The 19,276-nt window shown below is 63.5% G+C and carries 15 protein-coding genes; 12 read left to right on the top strand and 3 right to left on the bottom strand.

Annotated elements, in window-relative coordinates; all coding sequences use genetic code 11:
* The first annotated feature begins 31 nt into the window (after positions 1–31).
* Positions 32–1,078, top strand: coding sequence for a glycosyltransferase family 4 protein (locus tag HCN58_RS16645; RefSeq protein WP_171580485.1), 1,047 nt, complete (start codon positions 32–34; stop codon positions 1,076–1,078).
* Here HCN58_RS16645 and waaF read toward each other — a convergent pair.
* The gene (waaF, locus tag HCN58_RS16650; RefSeq protein WP_171580486.1) at positions 1,060–2,124 is read right to left on the bottom strand and encodes a lipopolysaccharide heptosyltransferase II; all 1,065 of its coding nucleotides are present in this window, start codon (positions 2,122–2,124) and stop codon (positions 1,060–1,062) included. The two genes, HCN58_RS16645 and waaF, sit on opposite strands and share 19 nt — an antisense overlap.
* 161 nt (positions 2,125–2,285) lie before the next feature.
* Between waaF and rfaD the strand changes: the two genes are divergently transcribed.
* The 6 genes from rfaD (at position 2,286) to HCN58_RS16680 (ending at position 10,612) form a co-directional block, all read left to right on the top strand.
* Positions 2,286–3,266, top strand: coding sequence for an ADP-glyceromanno-heptose 6-epimerase (gene rfaD, locus HCN58_RS16655; protein ID WP_171580487.1), 981 nt, complete (start codon positions 2,286–2,288; stop codon positions 3,264–3,266).
* Between the two features lie 14 nt (positions 3,267–3,280).
* A complete protein-coding gene (gene rfaE1 / locus HCN58_RS16660; protein WP_171580488.1) occupies positions 3,281–4,753 on the top strand; it encodes a D-glycero-beta-D-manno-heptose-7-phosphate kinase in 1,473 nt (490 codons plus the stop codon).
* Complete coding sequence (locus HCN58_RS16665; protein WP_171580489.1) at positions 4,750–6,039, top strand: O-antigen ligase family protein; 1,290 nt, start codon at positions 4,750–4,752, stop codon at positions 6,037–6,039. The genes rfaE1 and HCN58_RS16665 overlap by 4 nt, the downstream gene beginning before the upstream one ends.
* A gap of 41 nt (positions 6,040–6,080) precedes the next feature.
* Complete coding sequence (locus HCN58_RS16670; protein WP_171580833.1) at positions 6,081–7,349, top strand: O-antigen ligase family protein; 1,269 nt, start codon at positions 6,081–6,083, stop codon at positions 7,347–7,349.
* Between the two features lie 85 nt (positions 7,350–7,434).
* A complete protein-coding gene (locus tag HCN58_RS16675; RefSeq protein ID WP_171580490.1) occupies positions 7,435–9,351 on the top strand; it encodes an SDR family NAD(P)-dependent oxidoreductase in 1,917 nt (638 codons plus the stop codon).
* 58 nt (positions 9,352–9,409) lie between these two features.
* Positions 9,410–10,612 carry a glycosyltransferase family 4 protein gene (locus tag HCN58_RS16680; protein ID WP_171580491.1) on the top strand — a complete coding sequence of 401 codons (1,203 nt, stop codon included), beginning with the start codon at positions 9,410–9,412 and terminating at the stop codon, positions 10,610–10,612.
* Here HCN58_RS16680 and HCN58_RS16685 read toward each other — a convergent pair.
* Both HCN58_RS16685 and HCN58_RS16690 read right to left on the bottom strand, forming a co-directional pair.
* Complete coding sequence (locus tag HCN58_RS16685) at positions 10,609–11,631, bottom strand: MraY family glycosyltransferase (protein ID WP_171580492.1); 1,023 nt, start codon at positions 11,629–11,631, stop codon at positions 10,609–10,611. The genes HCN58_RS16680 and HCN58_RS16685 overlap by 4 nt on opposite strands.
* 27 nt (positions 11,632–11,658) lie before the next feature.
* Positions 11,659–12,618, bottom strand: a complete 960-nt coding sequence (locus HCN58_RS16690) for a lysylphosphatidylglycerol synthase transmembrane domain-containing protein (protein ID WP_171580493.1) — start codon at positions 12,616–12,618, stop codon at positions 11,659–11,661.
* 182 nt (positions 12,619–12,800) lie between these two features.
* Here HCN58_RS16690 and HCN58_RS16695 point away from each other — a divergent pair, with 182 nt between their 5' ends.
* From HCN58_RS16695 to murJ, 5 genes are all read left to right on the top strand, one after another.
* Positions 12,801–13,781, top strand: a complete 981-nt coding sequence (locus tag HCN58_RS16695) for an NAD-dependent epimerase (RefSeq protein ID WP_171580494.1) — start codon at positions 12,801–12,803, stop codon at positions 13,779–13,781.
* A 7-nt stretch (positions 13,782–13,788) separates the two neighbouring features.
* Entirely contained in the window at positions 13,789–15,201 is a 1,413-nt protein-coding gene (locus HCN58_RS16700; protein WP_171580495.1) for a mannose-1-phosphate guanylyltransferase/mannose-6-phosphate isomerase, read from the top strand.
* Positions 15,202–15,362: 161 nt separating this feature from the next.
* A complete protein-coding gene (locus HCN58_RS16705; RefSeq protein ID WP_171580496.1) occupies positions 15,363–16,379 on the top strand; it encodes a Gfo/Idh/MocA family protein in 1,017 nt (338 codons plus the stop codon).
* A gap of 29 nt (positions 16,380–16,408) precedes the next feature.
* Positions 16,409–17,560: a DegT/DnrJ/EryC1/StrS family aminotransferase gene (locus tag HCN58_RS16710; RefSeq protein WP_171580497.1), complete on the top strand. Its 1,152-nt coding sequence runs from the start codon at positions 16,409–16,411 to the stop codon at positions 17,558–17,560.
* Positions 17,561–17,655: 95 nt separating this feature from the next.
* Positions 17,656–19,206 carry a murein biosynthesis integral membrane protein MurJ gene (gene murJ, locus HCN58_RS16715; RefSeq protein ID WP_171580498.1) on the top strand — a complete coding sequence of 517 codons (1,551 nt, stop codon included), beginning with the start codon at positions 17,656–17,658 and terminating at the stop codon, positions 19,204–19,206.
* Positions 19,207–19,276: the final 70 nt, after the last annotated feature.

A 19,276-nucleotide genomic window follows, 5' to 3' on the forward strand; every position in this document is an offset into this window, starting at 1 on the left:
CGTATAGGAACTGGCCGAAACGGAGCCGGACGTGCCGATCGAGAATAATTTGGCCAGTGATCTGCAGCTGATCGTGCCGAATCTGCACAGGCGCTATTCGGGCGTTACGGCGACCAACCGGATGGTGGCGCCAAGACTCGCGCAGATGTACCGCGCGGCATGGCTCGGACCGCACGTCCCCGACGGGATCGCGCGGATGGGTTTTACGGATCTTTTGAAACTGCGGTGGCGGCGCACGCCGCTGATCTGGCACGCGCGACGTAACGACGAGATGATTGTCGGCGTCTTGCTACGTGCGCTCGGCTGGCCGCTGAAGCTCGTCTTCACCTCGGCAGCGCAGCGGCATCACACCTGGCTGACGCGATGGCTGATCCGGCAGGTGGATGCCGTGATCGCAACCTCCGAACTGTCGGCGTCGTTTCTCAAGCGCAATGCAACGGTCGTGATGCACGGCGTCGATACCGATCGCTATGCGCCGCCGGCCGACCGCGCGGCGGTATTTGCCGAAGCGAACCTGCCGGGACGTTACGCCATCGGCTGCTTCGGCCGCGTGCGCGCGCAAAAGGGCACGGATATCTTCGTCGAGGCGATGTGCCGGTTGCTGCCGCGCTACCCTGATTTCACCGCCATTGTCGTCGGTGCGGTCGTGCCGGAGCAGCAGGGCTTTGCCGAAGGCTTGAAACGGCAGATCGAAGCCGCCGGGCTGCAATCGCGCATCGTGATCACGGGCGAGCTTGCGATCGAGGAGGTGCAGCGCTGGTATCAGCGGCTGACGATCTACGCCTTCACCTCGCGCAACGAAGGCTTTGGCCTGACGCTGATCGAGGCGATGTCCTCAGGTGCGGCGCTGGTGGCGGCGCGCGCGGGCGCAGCGGAATTTGTGGTCGAGGATGGCGTGACCGGCGTACTGACGCCGCCGGGCGATGCCGATGCGCTGGTCGCGGCGCTCGAGCCCTTGATGAGCGATCCGGCATCTGCGAATGCGATGGGCGAGCGGGGGCGCGAGCGCGTGCTGGAAAAGTTCAGCCTTGAGGCGGAGGCGAATGCGATCGCCGCAATTTATCGCACGCTGGATTGAGTCATCACGCGCTGCGCGATGTCGGCCACTTCGGACGCCGTAATGTCGCGCATGCATCGATGGTCGTTCATGGTGCAGACGGTGCGCTGGCAGGGCTGGCAGGGTAGCTTCGATTTGGTCTGCAGCACGGTCGCGGCAAGGTCGTTCAGGGGCGCCCAGAGATAGGGGCTGGTGGGGCCGAAAATGCCCATGGTCGGCGTGCCGATCGCAGCCGCAATGTGCATCAGGCCGGAGTCGTTCGAGATCGCGACGCTCGCCGCCGCCATCGCCAGAATGCCGTTACGCAAGTCAGTCCCGGTGAGGTCGCGGGCCTTACCCTCGGTGGCGGCGACGATTTCCTGCGCCAGCGCCTTTTCGCCAGGACCGCCGACCACCCAGACGTCGAGACCGCGCTCGATCAGGAGCCGCGCGGCTTCCGGATAATAGGTCCATCGTTTTGAGGCGCCGACGGAGCCCGGGCCGAGCGCTACCGCAGGCCCCGATCCGAGCCCGTTGGCCCGTCGCCAGCGGGCGGTTTCCGCAAGTGGAACCACGAGCTGCGGCACCGGCCATTCGGGCGGCAGCGGTGCGCCGTCAGGCAGCGCCAGCGCGGCATTCTTGTCGATAAAGCGGGGCAGGGCCTTTTCGCCCCAGCGCATCCGGTTGATCAGCCCAAATCTCGCCTCGCCGAAAAAGCCGACGCGCTCGGGGATCCCGGCCAGCGCCGGCGCAATCGCCGCCTTCCAGGTGCGGGGCAGGACAAGGGCGGTTCCATAGTCGCGGGCGCGCAGTTCGGCTGCCAGCCCCCTCTGCTTGGCCAGAGCAAGCCGGCTGCGGGGCAGGTCCCAGACGATCCCGGCGCGGACGCCAGGCATGTAATCGACCAGCGGACCGCAGAGGGAAGTGACCAGCAGGTCCACGGGGCGATTCGGCCAGCGCTGCTTCAATACTCGCACCACGGTGTGGCCACGGACGAAGTCGCCGATCCACATATAGGGAACGATAAGGATGGGCCTGGTATCGGCGGCATCCTCCATTTCGATCCTGTCTGATGAACTTAAATTCATATCTTGATCGTGTCGGCGCTAACTGGTTGCGGCCCCGTCGGTAACCGCTCCGCATCAACACGTAAAGCCAGTCGATCAGTTCTTCGGCCCGAGAAGCGAAGTTGCCTGCCGCGCGGGAGTGAGGCAAAGCTTTCGCCCGAACAATCATGGCAGGGGACGGCATGTTGCTGGTGACCGGGGGCGCCGGTTTTATCGGATCGAACGTCGTGGCGGCGTTGAATGACGCGGGCCGCCGCGACGTCGCGGTCTGCGATATCCTTGGGTCTGACGGCAAGTGGCGGAACCTGGCCAAGCGTCAGCTCGCCGATTTCGTGCCGCCAGCCGAGCTGATCGGATGGCTGCAGGGCCGCCGGCTTGATGCCGTCATCCATCTCGGTGCGATCTCCTCGACCACCGCGACCGACGGCGATCTCGTCATGGAAGCCAATTTCAAGACGCCGCTGCGGCTGCTCGATTGGTGCAGCGCGACCGTGACCCCGCTGATCTACGCCTCCTCGGCTGCGACCTATGGCGACGGCGAGCGGGGCTTTGACGACGACGGCTCGGTCGCGGCGCTGAAGCAACTGAGGCCGATGAACCTCTACGGCTGGAGCAAGAACTTGTTCGATTTGGCCGTCGCCGAGCGCGCCGCGCGCGGCGAGAAGCTGCCGCCGCAATGCGTGGGCTTGAAATTCTTCAACGTGTTCGGCCCGAACGAATATCACAAAGGCACGATGATGAGCGTGCTGGCGCGCCGCTTCGACGACATCAAGGCCGGGCGCGTCGTGCAATTGTTCAAGTCGCATCGCGATGGGATCGCCGACGGCGACCAGCGGCGCGACTTCATCTATGTGGACGACGTCGTCCGTGTCGTGATGTGGCTGCTCGCGACGCCCTCGATCAGCGGTCTCTTCAATGTCGGCACCGGCAAGGCGCGCAGCTTCAAGGACCTGATCCTGTCGGCTTACACGGCGCTCGGCCTGCCGCCGAATATCGAATATGTCGACATGCCCGAGCAGATCCGCGGCGCCTACCAATATTTCACCGAGAGCAAGGTCGAGCGCCTCCGGCAGGCGGGCTATAACGGCGGCTTCACCGCGCTGGAAGATGCGGTCGAGACCTACGTGAAGGTTTTTCTCGATCGTCCCGATCGCTTTCGCTGATGAGCACTAGACAGATGTTCGATTTTGAAGCCCTGAGCCAGGCGATCCCAAATCAGACCGTGCTCTGCGTCGGTGACCTCATGCTCGACGAGTTCGTTTATGGCGAGGTATCCCGTGTTTCGCCGGAGGCGCCGGCGCCTGTCATTGCCGTCCAGCGCAGTGAAACCAACATCGGCGGCGCCGGCAACGTCGCCCGCAACATCGCCTCTCTCGGTGCGCGCTGCATCTTTGCAGGTCTTATCGGCGAGGACGAGGCGGGTGAGAAGCTGAAGGCCGATCTGGCGCGGGAGAACCTGATTGAGGCCGTACTGGTCTCCGATTCCTCCCGCCCCACCACGCGCAAGGTGCGCTTCGTCTCCGAGCATTTTTCCACCCACATGCTGCGCGCGGATTGGGAGCTGGCTGTGCCGGCTCCGGCGAACGTCGAGCAGCGGCTGATCGATGCAATTCTGCCGCTTGTGTCCCGCGCCGATATCGTGCTGCTGTCCGACTATGCCAAGGGCGTGCTGACGGCGCGCGTCATCCGCAACATCATCGACGCTACCAAGAAGCTCGGCAAGCGCGTGATCGTCGATCCCAAGAGCGCCAATTTTGCGATCTATCGCGGCGCCACGCTGCTGACTCCCAACCGGAAGGAGTTTGCCGAAGCTACCCGCAGCCGCGCCGACACCGACCAGAACATTGCCGAGGCGGCGCAGGACGCGATGTACCTTGCCGACTGCGAGGCCATGCTGGTGACGCAAAGCGAGCACGGCATGACGCTGGTGGTTCGCGGCGGCGCAGCGATCCATGTGCCGGCGCTGCCGGTCAAGGTCCGCGATGTCTCGGGCGCGGGCGACACCGTTGCCGCGGTTCTGGCGCTGACGCTTGCCACTCAAGCCGATTGGGAGACGGCGCTACGGATGGCCAATGCCGCGGCCGCGGTAGCGGTCGGTAAGAAGGGCACTGCTACCGTCACGCCCGCGGAGCTGCGGCGGAAAATCCTGCCGCATGCATCGCTGGCGGCCGAAGAGAAGATCGTGCCGGCAGGCGGCGATCTCGCCGTGCATCTGGCGGAGTGGCGCAGGCAGGGACTGCGCATCGGCTTCACCAATGGCTGCTTCGATATTTTGCATCCGGGCCACGTCAAGGTGCTGACGGCCGCGCGCGGCGCCTGCGACCGCCTGATCATCGGCCTCAACAGCGATGCCTCGGTGAAACGATTGAAGGGCGAGGGACGCCCGGTGCAGGATGAGCGGGCGCGCGCCGAAGTGCTGGCGGCGCTGGAGGCGGTTGATCTCGTCGCGATCTTTGCGGAAGACACGCCGATCGACCTGATCACGCGGGTGAGGCCGAGCGTGCTGGTCAAGGGCGGCGATTACACCCGCGAGCAGGTCGTCGGCCACGAGATCGTCGAGGCTACCGGCGGCGAGGTCGTGCTCGTGGACATCCTGCCGGGCCACAGCACGACGTCGCTCGTCGGGCGCGCGCGCGGAGGCAGGGCGTGAGCCTGAGTGCTGCGGTTCCACAAATTTCCCTGGTGCGCCGGTACTGGCGCGACCGGGCGCTGTGGACGACGATCGCGGACGTCTTCGCCATTCTGGCCGCGCTCACGCTGCCGTGGTCGACGTCGCTGGTGGCGATCTTCGTGCCCTGCTGGCTCGGCGCCGTGGCATGGGTGATGGACTGGCGAGCCTACGGGCGATTGCTGAAGCAACCAATCTGCTATCTGCCGCTTGCGCTGGCCGGCCTCGCAGCCGTCGGCACGCTCTGGTCGGATGCGGCGTGGGGCATGCGGCTTTACGCCGTCGGTCCCACTCTCAAGCTCCTGGTGCTGCCAGCGCTGTTCTATCATTTCGAGCGCTCGTCGCGCGGGCTGTGGGTCTTCGTCGCATTCCTGGTGTCCTGCGCCCTGCTGATGGTCGTATCGTGGCTGGTGGCGATCGATCCGAGCCTTTCGCTGAAGGCCCCCGACGAACCGGGAGGGCGCGGCATCTTCGTCAAGAACTATATCGCCCAGAGCCAGGAGTTCGCGCTATGCGCGGTGGCGCTGGCGTATCCGATCATCCGTCTGCTGCGGATGAACCGAATCTGGCAGGCGCTGCTGCTGGGCGCGATCTCGCTCGGCTTCATCGTCAACATGGCGTTTGTCATCGTCTCAAGGACGGCAATGGTCACGATCCCGATCATGCTCGCGGTATTTGCGCTGCTTCACCTGAAGTGGCGAACCAGCCTGCTGATGTTCGGCGGATTGGCCGTCGTGGCGGGATTGGCCTTCGCGACATCACCGCCGTTGCAGCGGACCACGGACGCCTTTGTCAGCGACTATTACCGCTACAAGAACGAAAACCTGCCGACGTCGGTAGGGCTGCGGCTGGAATACTGGCGCAAATCGCTGCGCTTCTTTGCCGAGGCGCCGGTCATCGGCAACGGGACGGGCTCCACGCTCGGTCTATTCCAGCATGCGGCGACCGGCGAGGATGATCGTGCCACCGCCAAGGTCATCGGCAATCCCCACAACCAGACACTCGCCGTTGCGGTCCAGTGGGGAGCCGTCGGGGTAATCCTGTTGTATGCGATGTGGCTGGTGCATCTCTTGCTATTCCGCGGCGACGATTTCGTTTCCTGGATCGGATTGCTGGTCGTCGTCCAGAATGTCTTCACCTCGCTGTTCAACTCGCACATCTTCGACTTTCACGAAGGATGGATGTATGTGCTCGGTGTCGGGGTTGCCGGCGGCATGATGTTGGGGGCCAAGCAACCCGACGCGCGCGCGGAACGGGCAGGTTCGTGATGGGAATGGATCAGCGCTGGGAGATCAATTCAATCGGCTCGATGTTGTCGGTCATGACGTCGGCCCGGCACGATCCGTTCGCGCGCATGCTCAACGTCGATCTCATCGCGGTCCTGGTGGCGGTGTTGCTGCCATGGTCGACCAGCGGCGTGGGTATCGGCATGTTGGTCTGGCTGACCGCTCTGGCGGCGACTCTCGAATTGCGCCCATTTCTGCGTTCGTTGCAGCGGCCGATCAGCGCGCTGCCGATCGCGCTGGTTGCGCTTGCCGCGCTCGGAACGCTGTGGTCGGACGCATCCTGGGGCGCACGGCTTTATGCACTCAGCCCTGCGACGAAGCTGCTCGTTCTTCCGTTCCTGTTCTATCATTTCGAACGCTCGACGCGCGGCATGTGGGTATTCGTTGCATTCCTGGCGTCCTGCACGCTGCTGACAGCCATGTCCTGGATCGTCGCGATTGACCCCAGCCTTTCGCTGAAGGCTCCCGACGAGCCGGGCGGGCACGGCATCTTCGTCAAGAACTATATCGCGCAGAGCCAAGAATTCGTGTTATGCGCGGTGGTTTTGGCCTTCCCCATCATCACGTTGCTGCGAGACGGGAAAGTCCGACAGGCATTGCTGCTGACGGCTGTGGCGACGAATTTTATTCTCAACATGGCATTCGTCGTCGTGTCGCGCACAGCATTGGTCACGCTGCCGGTGATGCTCGCCGTGTTCGCGATGGCGCATCTGAGATGGCGAACCAACGCGCTCCTGTTCGTTGCAGCCGTCGTGCTCAGCGCGCTGGCCTGGACGGCATCGCCTCAACTGCAGGCGACCACGGACAAGTTTGCACGGGACTACCGGATCTATAAGGAACGCAATCAGCCGACATCGATCGGGCTGCGGCTCGAATTCTGGGAGAAGTCTCTGCGGTTCTTCGCCGAGGCGCCTGTCATCGGTCACGGCACGGGATCAACACGAGGATTATTCGAGGCGGCGGCGACCGGGCCTGCGGTGTTGGCGCAGGGGCAGGTGATCGGGAACCCGCATAACCAGACCCTCAACGTCGCGGTCCAGTGGGGCACGATCGGGGTCGTGATCTTGTACGCAATGTGGTTTTTTCATTTCTCGCTGTTTCGCGGCGAGGGGCTGGCTGCCTGGATCGGGCTGATGGTGGTGCTGCAGAACGTGTTCAGTTCGCTGTTCAACTCGCACCTGTTCGATTTTCACGAGGGCTGGATGTACGTGCTGGGCGTCGGAGTAGCAGGAGGCATGGTGCTGCGCGCCAGATCCGAGGCGGCCGAATCTTCCGGAACAGTCCGGCCATGATCGCTGGCATGCACGCCGCAGATAAGATATCAGCGGGCGAGGGACGCCCTGCGAATCCCCCTCGTTTCCGCAGCCGGCCATTGGAATGACGCCTCTTTCGCAACTGACCCGTCGCAATTACCTGATCGCAGCGCATGATGCGTTGGCGACCGCGCTTGCGCTGCTCGCAAGCTTCTACCTGCGCTTCGAGGGAGGCGAGGCCTTCTATGCCCGCCTGCCGTTATTGCTGCGTATTCTGCCGCTCTTCGTCGCCTTCAGCATCGTTATCTGCTACGTCTTCAATCTGACGACGACGAAATGGCGTTTCATTTCGCTGCCCGATGCGCTGAACATCCTGCGCGTGGCGACCATTCTGGCGGTAGCGCTCGTGGTGCTGGACTATGCCTTCATTTTCGGCGCATCAAACGGCAAGGCGCCGGTGCTGTTCGGCCGTATCACCATCGTGCTCTACTGGTTCCTCCAGGTGTTCGCGCTGAGCGCGCTCCGTTTCGGCTATCGCTATTTCCGTTACACGCGCGTTCGCCGCCATGCCCGGACCGAAGGCGCGTCGGCGACACTGTTGATCGGCCGCGCCGCCGACGCCGAGGTGCTGTTGCGTGCGATCGAGAGTGGCGCCGTCAAGCAGCTTTGGCCGGTCGGCGTGCTGTCGCCATCGGCCGCGGATCGCGGGCAGTCGATCCGTAACGTGCCGGTGCTCGGCGGCATCGACGATGTCGAGGACGTGGTCCGCGATTATGCCGGCCGGGGAAAGCCGATTTTGCGGGCCGTCATGACGCCGTCGGCGTTCGAACCCGAGGCGCATCCCGAGGCGGTCTTGATGCGCGCCAAGCGGCTCGGACTGTTCGTCAGCCGGCTGCCGTCGCTCGAAAGTGGCGACGTGCCAAGGCTGACCAATGTCGCGGTCGAAGACCTCTTGCTGCGGCCGAGCGAGAAGATCGATTACGCGCGGCTCGAGGCGCTGGTGAAGGGCAAGGCGGTGATCGTCACCGGCGGCGGCGGCTCGATCGGTTCGGAGATTTGCGACCGCGTCGCGACCTTCGGCGCGGCGCGGCTATTGGTGGTCGAGCATTCGGAACCGGCGCTTTACGCGGTCACGGAAGCGCTGACGGCGCGCGCGGCCAATGCCGTCATCGAAGGCCGGATCGCTGACATCCGCGACCGTGACCGGATCATGAGCCTGATGCGAGAGTTCAAGCCCGATATCGTGTTCCATGCCGCGGCGCTGAAGCACGTGCCGATCCTCGAGCGCGATTGGAGCGAGGGCGTCAAGACCAACATCTTCGGATCGGTCAATGTCGCCGACGCCGCGCAGGCGGCGGGGGCCGAAGCCATGGTGATGATCTCGACCGACAAGGCGATCGAGCCGGTCTCGATGCTCGGCCTGACCAAGCGCTTTGCCGAAATGTATTGCCAGGCGCTCGACCATGACCTGATGATGCAATCCGAGGGCAAGCCGCACATGAGGCTGATCTCGGTGCGGTTCGGCAACGTGCTGGCCTCGAACGGATCGGTGGTGCCGAAATTCAAGGCGCAGATCGAGGCCGGCGGCCCTGTCACGGTGACGCATCCGGATATGGTCCGGTACTTCATGACGATCCGCGAAGCATGCGATCTCGTGCTGACCGCAGCGACGCACGCGCTGACGCCGGCGCGGCCCGATGTTTCCGTCTATGTTCTGAACATGGGACAGCCGGTCAAGATCGTGGAGCTGGCCGAGCGGATGATCCGCTTGTCCGGCCTCGAACCCGGTATCGACATCGAGGTGGTGTTCACCGGCATGCGGCCGGGCGAGCGGCTCAACGAGATACTGTTCGCCAGCGAGGAGCCGCCGGTGGAGATCGGCGTCGCCGGCATCATGGCGGCCAAGCCGAACGAACCGCCGATGCAGACCTTGCGCAAATGGCTCGCGGCCCTGGAGGATGCAATCGCGCGGGATGACCGCTCCACCATCCGCGCGGTGCTCAAGGATGCCGTGCCGGAATTCGGATCGAACGCCGCCTGATTTTTCCTGCCTCGCCCGGTCCGTCCCTGCGGCCATTCGTTGCCCTTCGGAAGCCATGATGCAGAAGCCCGGAAAAGTCGTCATCGTCAGCCAGCATTATCCGCCCGATCCGAGCACGACGGCGGCGATCATGGCCGCGATTTCCGATCGCGTGGCGCGCGAGGCCGACGTGCTGGTGCTGTCGGGAACAACGGGCTCCGCGATACCGGTGCAAGCCGGCAAGCCTGAGATCGTCGAGGTCAAGAACTGGATGCCAGGCAAGAGCGCGCTGGGAAAGCGCGCCATGGCCGAATTGCTGTTCACGGTTCGGATGTTTTTTGTGCTACTGGCGAGGTTGCGGCGCGGCGACGTCACGCTGACCGTACCGGCGCCCTTCATGCTGCCTTATGCTTTTGCCGCTGCGGCGAAGTTGAAGGGCGCGCGATCCGTGCTGATCATGCACGATCTCTATCCCGACGTCCTCGTCATGGCTGGCCTGCTGAAGCCGCAGTCGATCGTGGCGAAAACGATGCGCGCCTTGAACGCGCCGATGTTTCGCGCGCTCGATGCTGTCGTCATCATCGGCCGCGACACCGAGAAACTGCTGCTGCGCTATCGCGGAATGTCCCGCGACAAGATCCGTTTCATTCCGAACTGGGCGACGCTTCGGCGCGGCGTTCGCGCGATCGACCCCGACAATCCCTACCGCCGATCGCTTTCCGCCCGCTTCGTTGTCGGGCTATCCGGCAATCTCGGCTTTACCCACGATCCCGTTATTGTATTCGAGGCGGCGCGCCTGCTGCGCGACGACAAGGATATCCATTTCCTGCTGTCGGGCTGGGGTATCGGGTTCGACCAGTTGAAGGCCATGCTGGCCGAGGCAAAGCTCCCGAACGTTACGCTGGTCGACCGCGTCGAGGATGAACAATTGGAGGCGTTCCTTTCGGCGGCGGACGTCTGGATCATTCCCTACCGCAGGAACGTCGCCGGCGTATCGGTGCCCAGCCGGTTCTACAATCTGCTGGCGATTGGCCGGCCGGTCATCCTGGTTTCTGAAGCGGATGCCGAGGCGGCACTGACGGTGACCGAACATGAAGTCGGCTGGGTAGTGGAGCCCGGCAAAGCCGATGAACTGGCGAGGACTGTCAGTCGTGCCGCCGGCTCCATGGAGCCGCAGCGAGCCGAACGTGCGGCCGAAATCTCCAAACGCTTCGATTTTGAGATCGCTATGGCGGACTATTGCGGGCTGATCCGCGAGCTTTCGCGAAAAGGGCCTGACTAGCCGGAAGACAGCCGCTGGCGTGAGAAGCGGTGCATCAGGAATGCCGTGGCGATGCCGCCGATCGCGAAAAACAGCACTGCGGTTGCCGTCGATGAAGTCATTACCGAGGCGATCGCCAATGCGGCCAGCAGAATATTGAGCGCGAATACCTCGCCCACCACGCGCGAAACCGAAAAGCCGTTGTCGGTGGCGCGTTGATAGAAGTGGGTGCGATGCGCCGCCCAGAACGGCTCGCGTCGCACGACGCGCCGCAGCAGCGTGACGGTCGCGTCGGAGAGATAATAAAGCGGCAACAGTAGCGCCGCTGCCACCTGCTGGTGCCAGGCTAGTTGCAAGAGACACCAGCCGGCCAAGATGCCGATCGGCAGGCTGCCGACGTCGCCGAGAAAGATTTTCGCCACCGGCCGGTTGAACGGGGCAAATCCGAGCATCGCCCCGAACAGCGCCGCGGCGGCGACCATCGTCGACGCCGGAAGCCCGCCGAGCCAGCCAACAAGGACGAGCGCGCCGGTGATCGGGACGATCTCGGCGACCGTCATCAGGTCCAGCCCGTCCATGAAATTGACGAGGTTTACGAACCACAGGCCTGCGAGGAACAGCAAGCCGCGCTCGAGCCAGAGCGGGCAGGCCGGAACGATCCTCACGTTTTCGGGCGCGGCCAAGATCACCGCCGCGACGGCGAGTCCCTGCAGCAATAGCCGCGGCATCACGGGAATCGAATCGAGATCATCGCCAAAACCTACGACCGCGATGAACAGCGTCGCGCCGAATACGGCTACGGGGACTTTCATCTCCGCCGTGCCGGCAAAGGCGATGACGGCGATGGCCGCGATCAGAGTGGCCGCGATCACCGCGATCCCGCCGCCCTGCGGCGTCGGAATCCGGTGGGAAGAGCGTGCATTCGGTTTGGCCAGCGCTATGCGCACGAGTAGCGGCCGGATCGCCCAGGTCAGAACGCCCGACAACAACGCCCCCGGCACTGCTGCGGCAAACGACAGCAATAGTTGCGAATTGGCCATCCTACCCGCGCGGAAGTTACTCGAAAATTATTTGGAAACCCCGATGGGCACCGTGCCCTGCGCGGCTTTCTCGGCGCTGAAGATCCAGACCAGCCCGCCGATCGCGCCGACGATGAAGGATACCGCACCATAGAGCAGAGAGATGTTGACGCCCTCGTTGGCCATGAGGCCGGCATAACCGAACGCCAGCCCCATGGTGGCCTCGCGGACGCCCCAGCCGGCAATCGAGATCGGCAGCATGGTGATCAGCATGACGGGTGGAACGAGCTGGAAGATCTGGCCGAACATAACGGGGGCTGCGATCGACTGCACCACACACCAGGCGATGACGACCGCGAGCACATGCACCAGCAACGACAGCACCGCAACTTTCGGGCCGTGCGTGCGGCCGAACAGCACGCGATTGGCGATCGCCGAACAGGCGTGGATGTGATGGGTGCCCCACCAATGCTTCAGCCATGGCCATTGCAGCCTGCCGAGCAGGAGAAATCCGAGGCCGCCGGCAAGCGCGGCGAAATCGACAAACAACAATGCCGATCTGCCATGGGGATCGGTGATCAGGCGGTAGCTCCAGGGCAGGCTTGCGACGATGACGACCGCGAGCGCGATCAGGCCGATGGCGCGGTCGACGAAGATCGAGTAAGTGGCGGCCCGCCAGCCGGCGCCGTTACGGGCAACCAGCCACAGTCGTACCGCGTCGCCGCCAATCGAGGAGGGCAGCGTTTGGTTGAAGAAGGTCCCGATCACGTTGAAGCGCATCGCCTGCCTGGTCGGCAGCGGCGCGCCGCATTCCACGCCGATCTCGCGCCATCGCAGAACGCCGATGAATATCTGCAGGAACGTCACGGCGATCGCCATGCCGATCCAGCCGAGGCTGGAAACGTCGATGCGGGCGATGAGGTCGGCGAGATCGATCTTGCGCAGCGAGAAATACAGCAGCGCGGCCGAGACCAGTATCTTCAGTGTCGTAAGCAGGATTCGGCGCATCTCGCCCGTGCCGGGTTTGAGAAGGGGGTGCAAAAAGCGATGCAATTCGGCGCCTTGGTATGGTTTTCAGGCCGATCTGGCAATAGCGGGGCTGGTAGGTGTTGCGGCGGCCCCGGCAACGCAGGTAAAGAGGCTCAGGGACAGAAAATTCAGCCATTTGAGCGGTGCCTTCCAAGGATACGATGCCCGATCAATCCATATTGGTCACGGGTGCAGCCGGTTTCATCGGCTTCCACGTTGCGCGCCGTCTGCTGGCCGAAGGACGAATGGTGGTTGGGCTCGACAATCTCAACGACTATTACGACCCGGCGCTGAAGCGGGCCCGGCTGGACGTTCTGCGCCGGGAGCAGGGTTTTACATTCGAGCAGATTGATCTCGCTGATCGGGCCTCAGTCGAACGCCTCTTCGCCGAACACCGCTTTGCAAGGGTGGTGCACCTCGCAGCGCAGGCCGGCGTGCGCCATTCGATCGATCATCCGCATGCCTATGTCGATGCCAACCTCACGGGCTTCGTTAATGTGCTGGAAGGTTGCCGGCATCATGGATGCGGCCATCTGGTCTATGCCTCATCTTCGTCGGTGTACGGCGCCAATACGAAACTACCGTTTTCGGTGGACGACAAGACCGATCATCCGATCAGCCTCTACGCCGCCACCAAGAAGGCCAATGAGCTGATCGCGCATTCCTACAGCCATCTCTATCGCCTTCCGGTGACGGGCTTGCGGTTCTTTACCATCTATGGGTCGTGGGGCCGGCCCGATATGGCGGTTTTCCTCTTTACCAAAGCAATCGTGGAGGGCACGCCGATCCGGCTATTTAACCATGGCAGGATGCGGCGCGACTTTACCTATATCGACGATGCGACGCGCGCCGTGTTACGGCTGGTTGACCAGGCACCCGGCGACGCCGCCGGGGCGCCAGCAAAAGTTTACAATGTCGGCAACAATCGTCCGGAAGAGCTGACGCATGTGGTAGCAGTTCTGGAACAGGCGCTGGGCCGCGCGGCGATCAAGGAGATGCTGCCGATGCAGCCCGGAGACGTGATCGAGACCTTCGCCGATGTCGCGGAACTGACGCGCGACACCGGCTTCACGCCGCAGACCTCGATCGAGGACGGGCTTGCTGATTTTGTCGCCTGGTATCGTGACTACTACAGGATTTGAGACGCCGATGAACCGACGAATTATTCCCCTGATCATGTGCGGCGGCGCGGGAACCCGACTGTGGCCGGCCTCGCGCGAGGTTCACCCCAAGCAGTTCCTGTCCTTGTTCGGGGCGCGCTCGACATTTCAGGACACGCTGTTGCGGGTTTCCGATATTGACCTGTTCGAACGGCCCATCATCATCACCAACAACGCGTATCGCTTCATGGTGATCGAGCAACTGGCGGAGATCGGGCTGGAAGCCGACGTGCTGCTCGAACCAATGCGGCGCGATTCCGGGCCGGCGATAGCGGCCGGAGCTGCCTTTGCGCAAACGCGCGACAAGGACGCCATCGTGCTGGCGCTCGCCGCCGACCACGTGGTACGCGACACGCCTGCATTCCTCGCCGCCTGCCACGAGGGGTTGGCAGCGGCGGAAGCCGGGCACATCGTGACGTTCGGCGTGCAGCCCGAACGCGCCGCCACCGAATATGGCTATATCAATCCCGGCGAGGTCATTTCCGGCAAGATTCGCGCGGTCGCGAAGTTCGTCGAGAAGCCCGATCCTGCGACCGCGGCTGACTATGTCAAGTCAGGCTATCTTTGGAACAGCGGCAACTTCATGTTCCGTGCTGCCGTGCTGTCGGATGAGTATCGCAAGGTCGATGCCGACAGCGTGACGGCCGTCAGCGATGCGGTGGCGAAGGCGGGCACCGACCTTGGCTTCGTCAAGCTCGACGAGGCCGCTTTCGGATCGGCGAAGTCTATCTCGATCGACTATGCCGTGATGGAGAAGACCTCGCGTGCTGCGGTCGTGCCGGTCGCGTGCGGCTGGTCCGATGTCGGTTCCTGGCATGCGGTGTGGGAATTGTCTGGTAAGGACAGCGAGGGCAACGCGGCGCGCGGCGCAGCCGTGTTCGAGGATTCCCGCAATTGCAACGTATCGACCGATCGCGCGCTGGTCGCGCTCGAAGGCGTCGACGATCTGGTGGTGGTCGCAACGCAGGACGCCGTGCTGGTCTCGAGGCAGAAGGATGCCAACGGGCTGAAGCGGCTGGTCGCGAAATTGAAGACGGTGGCGCCGCAGGTGACGGAAGACCACATCAGGGTGCATCGGCCCTGGGGGTCCTATCAGTCGGTCGACAATGGCGATCGGCATCAGGTCAAGCGCATCATCGTCAAGCCGGGCGGGCGGCTGTCGCTGCAGAAGCACCACCACCGCGCCGAGCATTGGATCGTGGTGCGTGGCACGGGGCAGGTGACGGTCAACGAGCTGGTCAAGACCGTGCACGAGAACGAATCGATCTACATCCCGATCGGCGCGGTGCACCGGCTGGAAAATCCCGGCAAGATCCAGCTCGAGCTGATCGAGGTCCAGACCGGCAGCTATTTCGGCGAGGACGATATCATCCGCATCGAGGACGACTACCAGCGCAGTTGAGCCGACCGTAGTTTACCAGGCGGGCAGTTGTAATTCTTTGAATCAAAACGTGTCCGAAAACCGTCGATCGCGTTCGCCACATCTGTGATGGCGTGCTAGAGAACCGCCGGGGATACTACCGGCGCAAATCTGCCTGAATTCTGCTTGGGGGTCGACGAATCATGAGTTCCAAAAGGTCCGCATTTGATGCGAAGGCCGACGTAAAACGCGGCCTGCGCGTCGGCGTGGTCGGCGCGGGCGTGATGGGCAGCAACCATGCCCGCGTGCTGGCCGGTCTGCCCGGGGTGACGCTGGTCGGCATCGTCGATCCGTTGCCCGAACACCGCGCGCGCGCCACCGCGCTCGCCGGCTGCCGCGCCTTCGCCGAGCTCGACGAGCTGTTTGACGAGGGCGTCGATGCCGTGACGATCGCGGCGCCGACCCATCTCCATCACGAGATTGCGCTCGCCTGCATCACCCGCAACATCCACATCCTGGTCGAGAAGCCGGTGGCTTCAACCGTCGAGGAAGGGCAGGACATCGTCAATGCCGCGCGCAGCGCCGGCGTGACGCTGATGGTCGGCCATGTCGAGCGCTTCAATCCGGCGGTCGCCGCGATCAAGCAGGCGATCTCGGGCGAGGACATTCTTTCGATCGGCATCACCCGCGTCGGTCCGTTCCCGCCGCGCATGTCAAATGTCGGCGTCGTGATCGATCTCGCCGTGCACGATATCGACCTGATCCGCTGGTTCACCGAGTCCGATATCGTCGAGGTGCAGCCGCAGCTTTCCAGCGCAGTCGCCGAGCGCGAGGACATCGCGCTCTTGCAATTCCGCACCGCCTCCGGCGTGCTTGCCCATATCAACACCAACTGGCTGACACCGTTCAAGGCGCGCAGCGTCACGGTCGCGACGCGTGGCAAATATGTGATGGGCGATCTCCTGACGCGGCAGGTCACGGAGTGCTTCGGCTTCAAGCCCGACGGCAGCTACTCGATGCGGCATCTGCCGGTCGGCCATGACGAACCGCTGCGTGCCGAACTGATCGCATTTCTCGATGCCGTCCGCACCGGCAATGTGCCGGCGGTTTCCGGCGACGAAGGCGTCGCCAGTCTCGAAATCGCGATCCGCTGCCTCGAGCAGCCCGCCAAGCCCGCCGCCTCCGCTGTGCGCATGGGGCCGCGCCGCATCGCCGGCTGAACCTCTCACTCTGATTTCTGCAAGGCTCCATGAACCAGCACATGCGTCCAGAACCAGTTCCCTTCTATGACCTCGCGTCGCAGCGCCGCCGGCTCGGCGCATCGATTGATGAAGCGATCTCGCGTGTGACGAGCCATTGCCTCTTCATCAATGGTCCGGAAGTGGCCGTGCTGGAGAAGGCCTTGGCCGATTTCTGCGGCGCCAAGCATGTCGTGAGTTGCGCAAGCGGGACCGATGCGCTTCTGATGGTGTTGATGGCCAAGGAAGTCGGCCCGGGGCACGCCGTCCTGTGTCCGTCATTCACATTCTGCGCGACCGGCGAGGCAGTCGCGCTGACCGGCGCGACGCCGGTGTTCGTCGACGTCGATGAAGCAACCTTCAATATGGATGCCGCCTCGCTCAAGCGCGGCATCGCGACGGCCAAGCAGCGCGGCCTGAAGCCCCGCGCCGTGATCCCGGTCGACCTGTTCGGCCAAAGTGCCGACCACGATTCGATTGCCGAAGTTGCCTCGGCCGAAGGCTTGTTCGTGCTCGATGACGCTGCGCAGGGGTTCGGTGCGAGCTACAAGGGCCGCCGTATCGGCTCTTTGGGACTTGCCACCGCGACCAGTTTCTTCCCGACCAAGCCGCTCGGCTGCTTCGGCGATGGCGGCGCCATCTTTACCGATGATGACAAGCTTGCCGAGACGTTGCGCAGCATTCGCGTTCACGGGCAAGGCGCCGACAAATACGACAACGTACGCCTTGGCTTGACCGGACGTCTCGACACCATGCAGGCGGCGGTGCTGATCGAGAAGCTAAAGATATTTGACGACGAGATCGCGGCGCGCAACCGCGTCGCGGGGCGCTATGCGCGGGGTCTCGGCAATTTCGTAACGGTGCCGCGGTTGGCTTCCGGATGCGCATCGGTCTGGGCGCAGTATACCATCCGACTGCCGAAGGGGACCGACCGCGACGGTTTTGCGGCAGCGCTGAAGGCGCAGGGCGTTCCGACGATGGTCTATTATACGAAATCGATGCATCAGCAGACGGCTTACCGAAATTTTCCGGTTGCAGAGGGCGGGCTTCCAGTGAGCAAAATGCTATCGGACGACGTCATCAGCCTGCCGATTCACGCCTATCTTGACGAGCCGACGCAGGATCGCGTCATCGAGGCGGTACGCGGCGCGCTTCAGGCATAATTCCGAAAAATGGCATTCCGGTTTTCTGACCGAATCATGCCTGAACGGTCAGCTGCCTGATTTCCCCGTCTCGCGATATGCGCTAGAAGCGGCGCATGCTCAGACGCATCTTCACCGTCGGCGGTTACACGCTACTTTCGCGGTTGACCGGATTCGCGCGCGATATCATGCTTGCCGCGATTCTCGGCGCAGGTCCCGTCGCGGACGCGTTTTTCGTGGCGCTGCGCCTGCCCAATCATTTTCGTGCGATCTTCGCCGAAGGCGCCTTCAATGCCGCCTTCGTGCCGGCCTATGCGCATCTGCACGGCAAGAGCGAAGCGTCGGCAAAGCTGTTCGCCGATCGCATCTTCACGCTGCTGTTTGCCGCCCAAGTCGTGCTGCTTGTCGTGGCCTGGGTGTTCATGCCGGAAGTGATCGCCATCCTGGCGCCGGGGTTCAAGGACGATCCGGCGCGCGGCGAACTGGCGATTTCGCTGACGCGGATCACGTTTCCGTATTTGCTGCTGATCACGCTGGTGACGCTGTACGGCGGCATGCTCAACGTGATGCATCGGTTCGCCAGCGCTGCCGCCGCGCCGATCTTTCTGAACCTGTCGATGATGGCGACGCTGGCACTGGCCGCGTTCTTTCCGGGCGCAGGCTACGCCGCCGCATGGGGCGTTCTGCTCGCCGGCATCCTTGAATTCGTGCTGCTGGCTGGTGATGCGGCAAGGACCGGAATCCTGCCGAAATTCGCTTCGCTCAAGTTCGACGAAGACGTGCGTGCGTTCTTTCGGGCGCTGGGGCCTGCGACCATCGGCTCGATGGGAACACAGATCGCGTTGTTCGCGGATACGATCATCGCGACCTTTCTGCCGGCGGGCGCGCTTTCGGCGCTGTATTACGCCGACCGTCTCAACCAGTTGCCGATCGGCGTGATCGGGATTGCGATCGGCACCGTGCTGCTGCCGGAAATGTCGCGGCGGCTCACGGCGAACGATATTGCCGGTGCATCAGCCGCGCAGCGGCGGGCGTTCGAATTCTCGCTGCTGTTCTCGGTGCCGTTCGTCGCCGCCTTCCTGACCGTGCCTGATGTGATCATGCGCGCGATGTTTGCGCGTGGCGCGTTCTCAAAGGCGGATGCGGTGGCCGCCGGCGCCACATTGGCAGCCTACGCAATCGGACTCATCCCGTTCGTGACCATCCGCAGTGCGGTGGCGACCTTCTATGCCCGCCACGACACCGCGACGCCCGTGAAGGCGGCGCTGACCGGCGTTGCCGTCAACGTGGCGCTGAAGCTCGCGTTGATGGGCGCGCTGGCGCAAATCGGCCTGGCGCTCGCCACCGCCATCGGGGCCTGGGTCAATCTTTTGCTGGTGCTCGCCTTCGCGGTGCGGGCGGGCTATCTCGAACTCGACCGCGCCTGGATCTCGTCGCTGGCCAAATTTGCCGCGGCCGGTGTCGTGCTCGGCGCCGCGCTGTGGGCCACCGCGCGATTCGCGAATGTCTATTTCGCGCAAATGCACGTCTTCCGCGAAGAGACCGGGTTGCTGTTGCTGATCGTGACCGGTGCATTCGTGTACGGGGTCGCGATCCTCCTGCTGTTCGGCAGGGGATGGTTGTTCACGCTGGTTCGCGACCGGCAATCTGCTCGTAAGCGACTGTGAATACAGAGCAAAACCAAATTTGGCATATGTGGCCGTATTCGGGCATTTTTGCAACAAGTGCCAGAAAAGC

This window comes from Bradyrhizobium australiense, from assembly GCF_013114825.1.
Classification (GTDB): Bacteria; Pseudomonadota; Alphaproteobacteria; order Rhizobiales; family Xanthobacteraceae; genus Bradyrhizobium; species Bradyrhizobium australiense.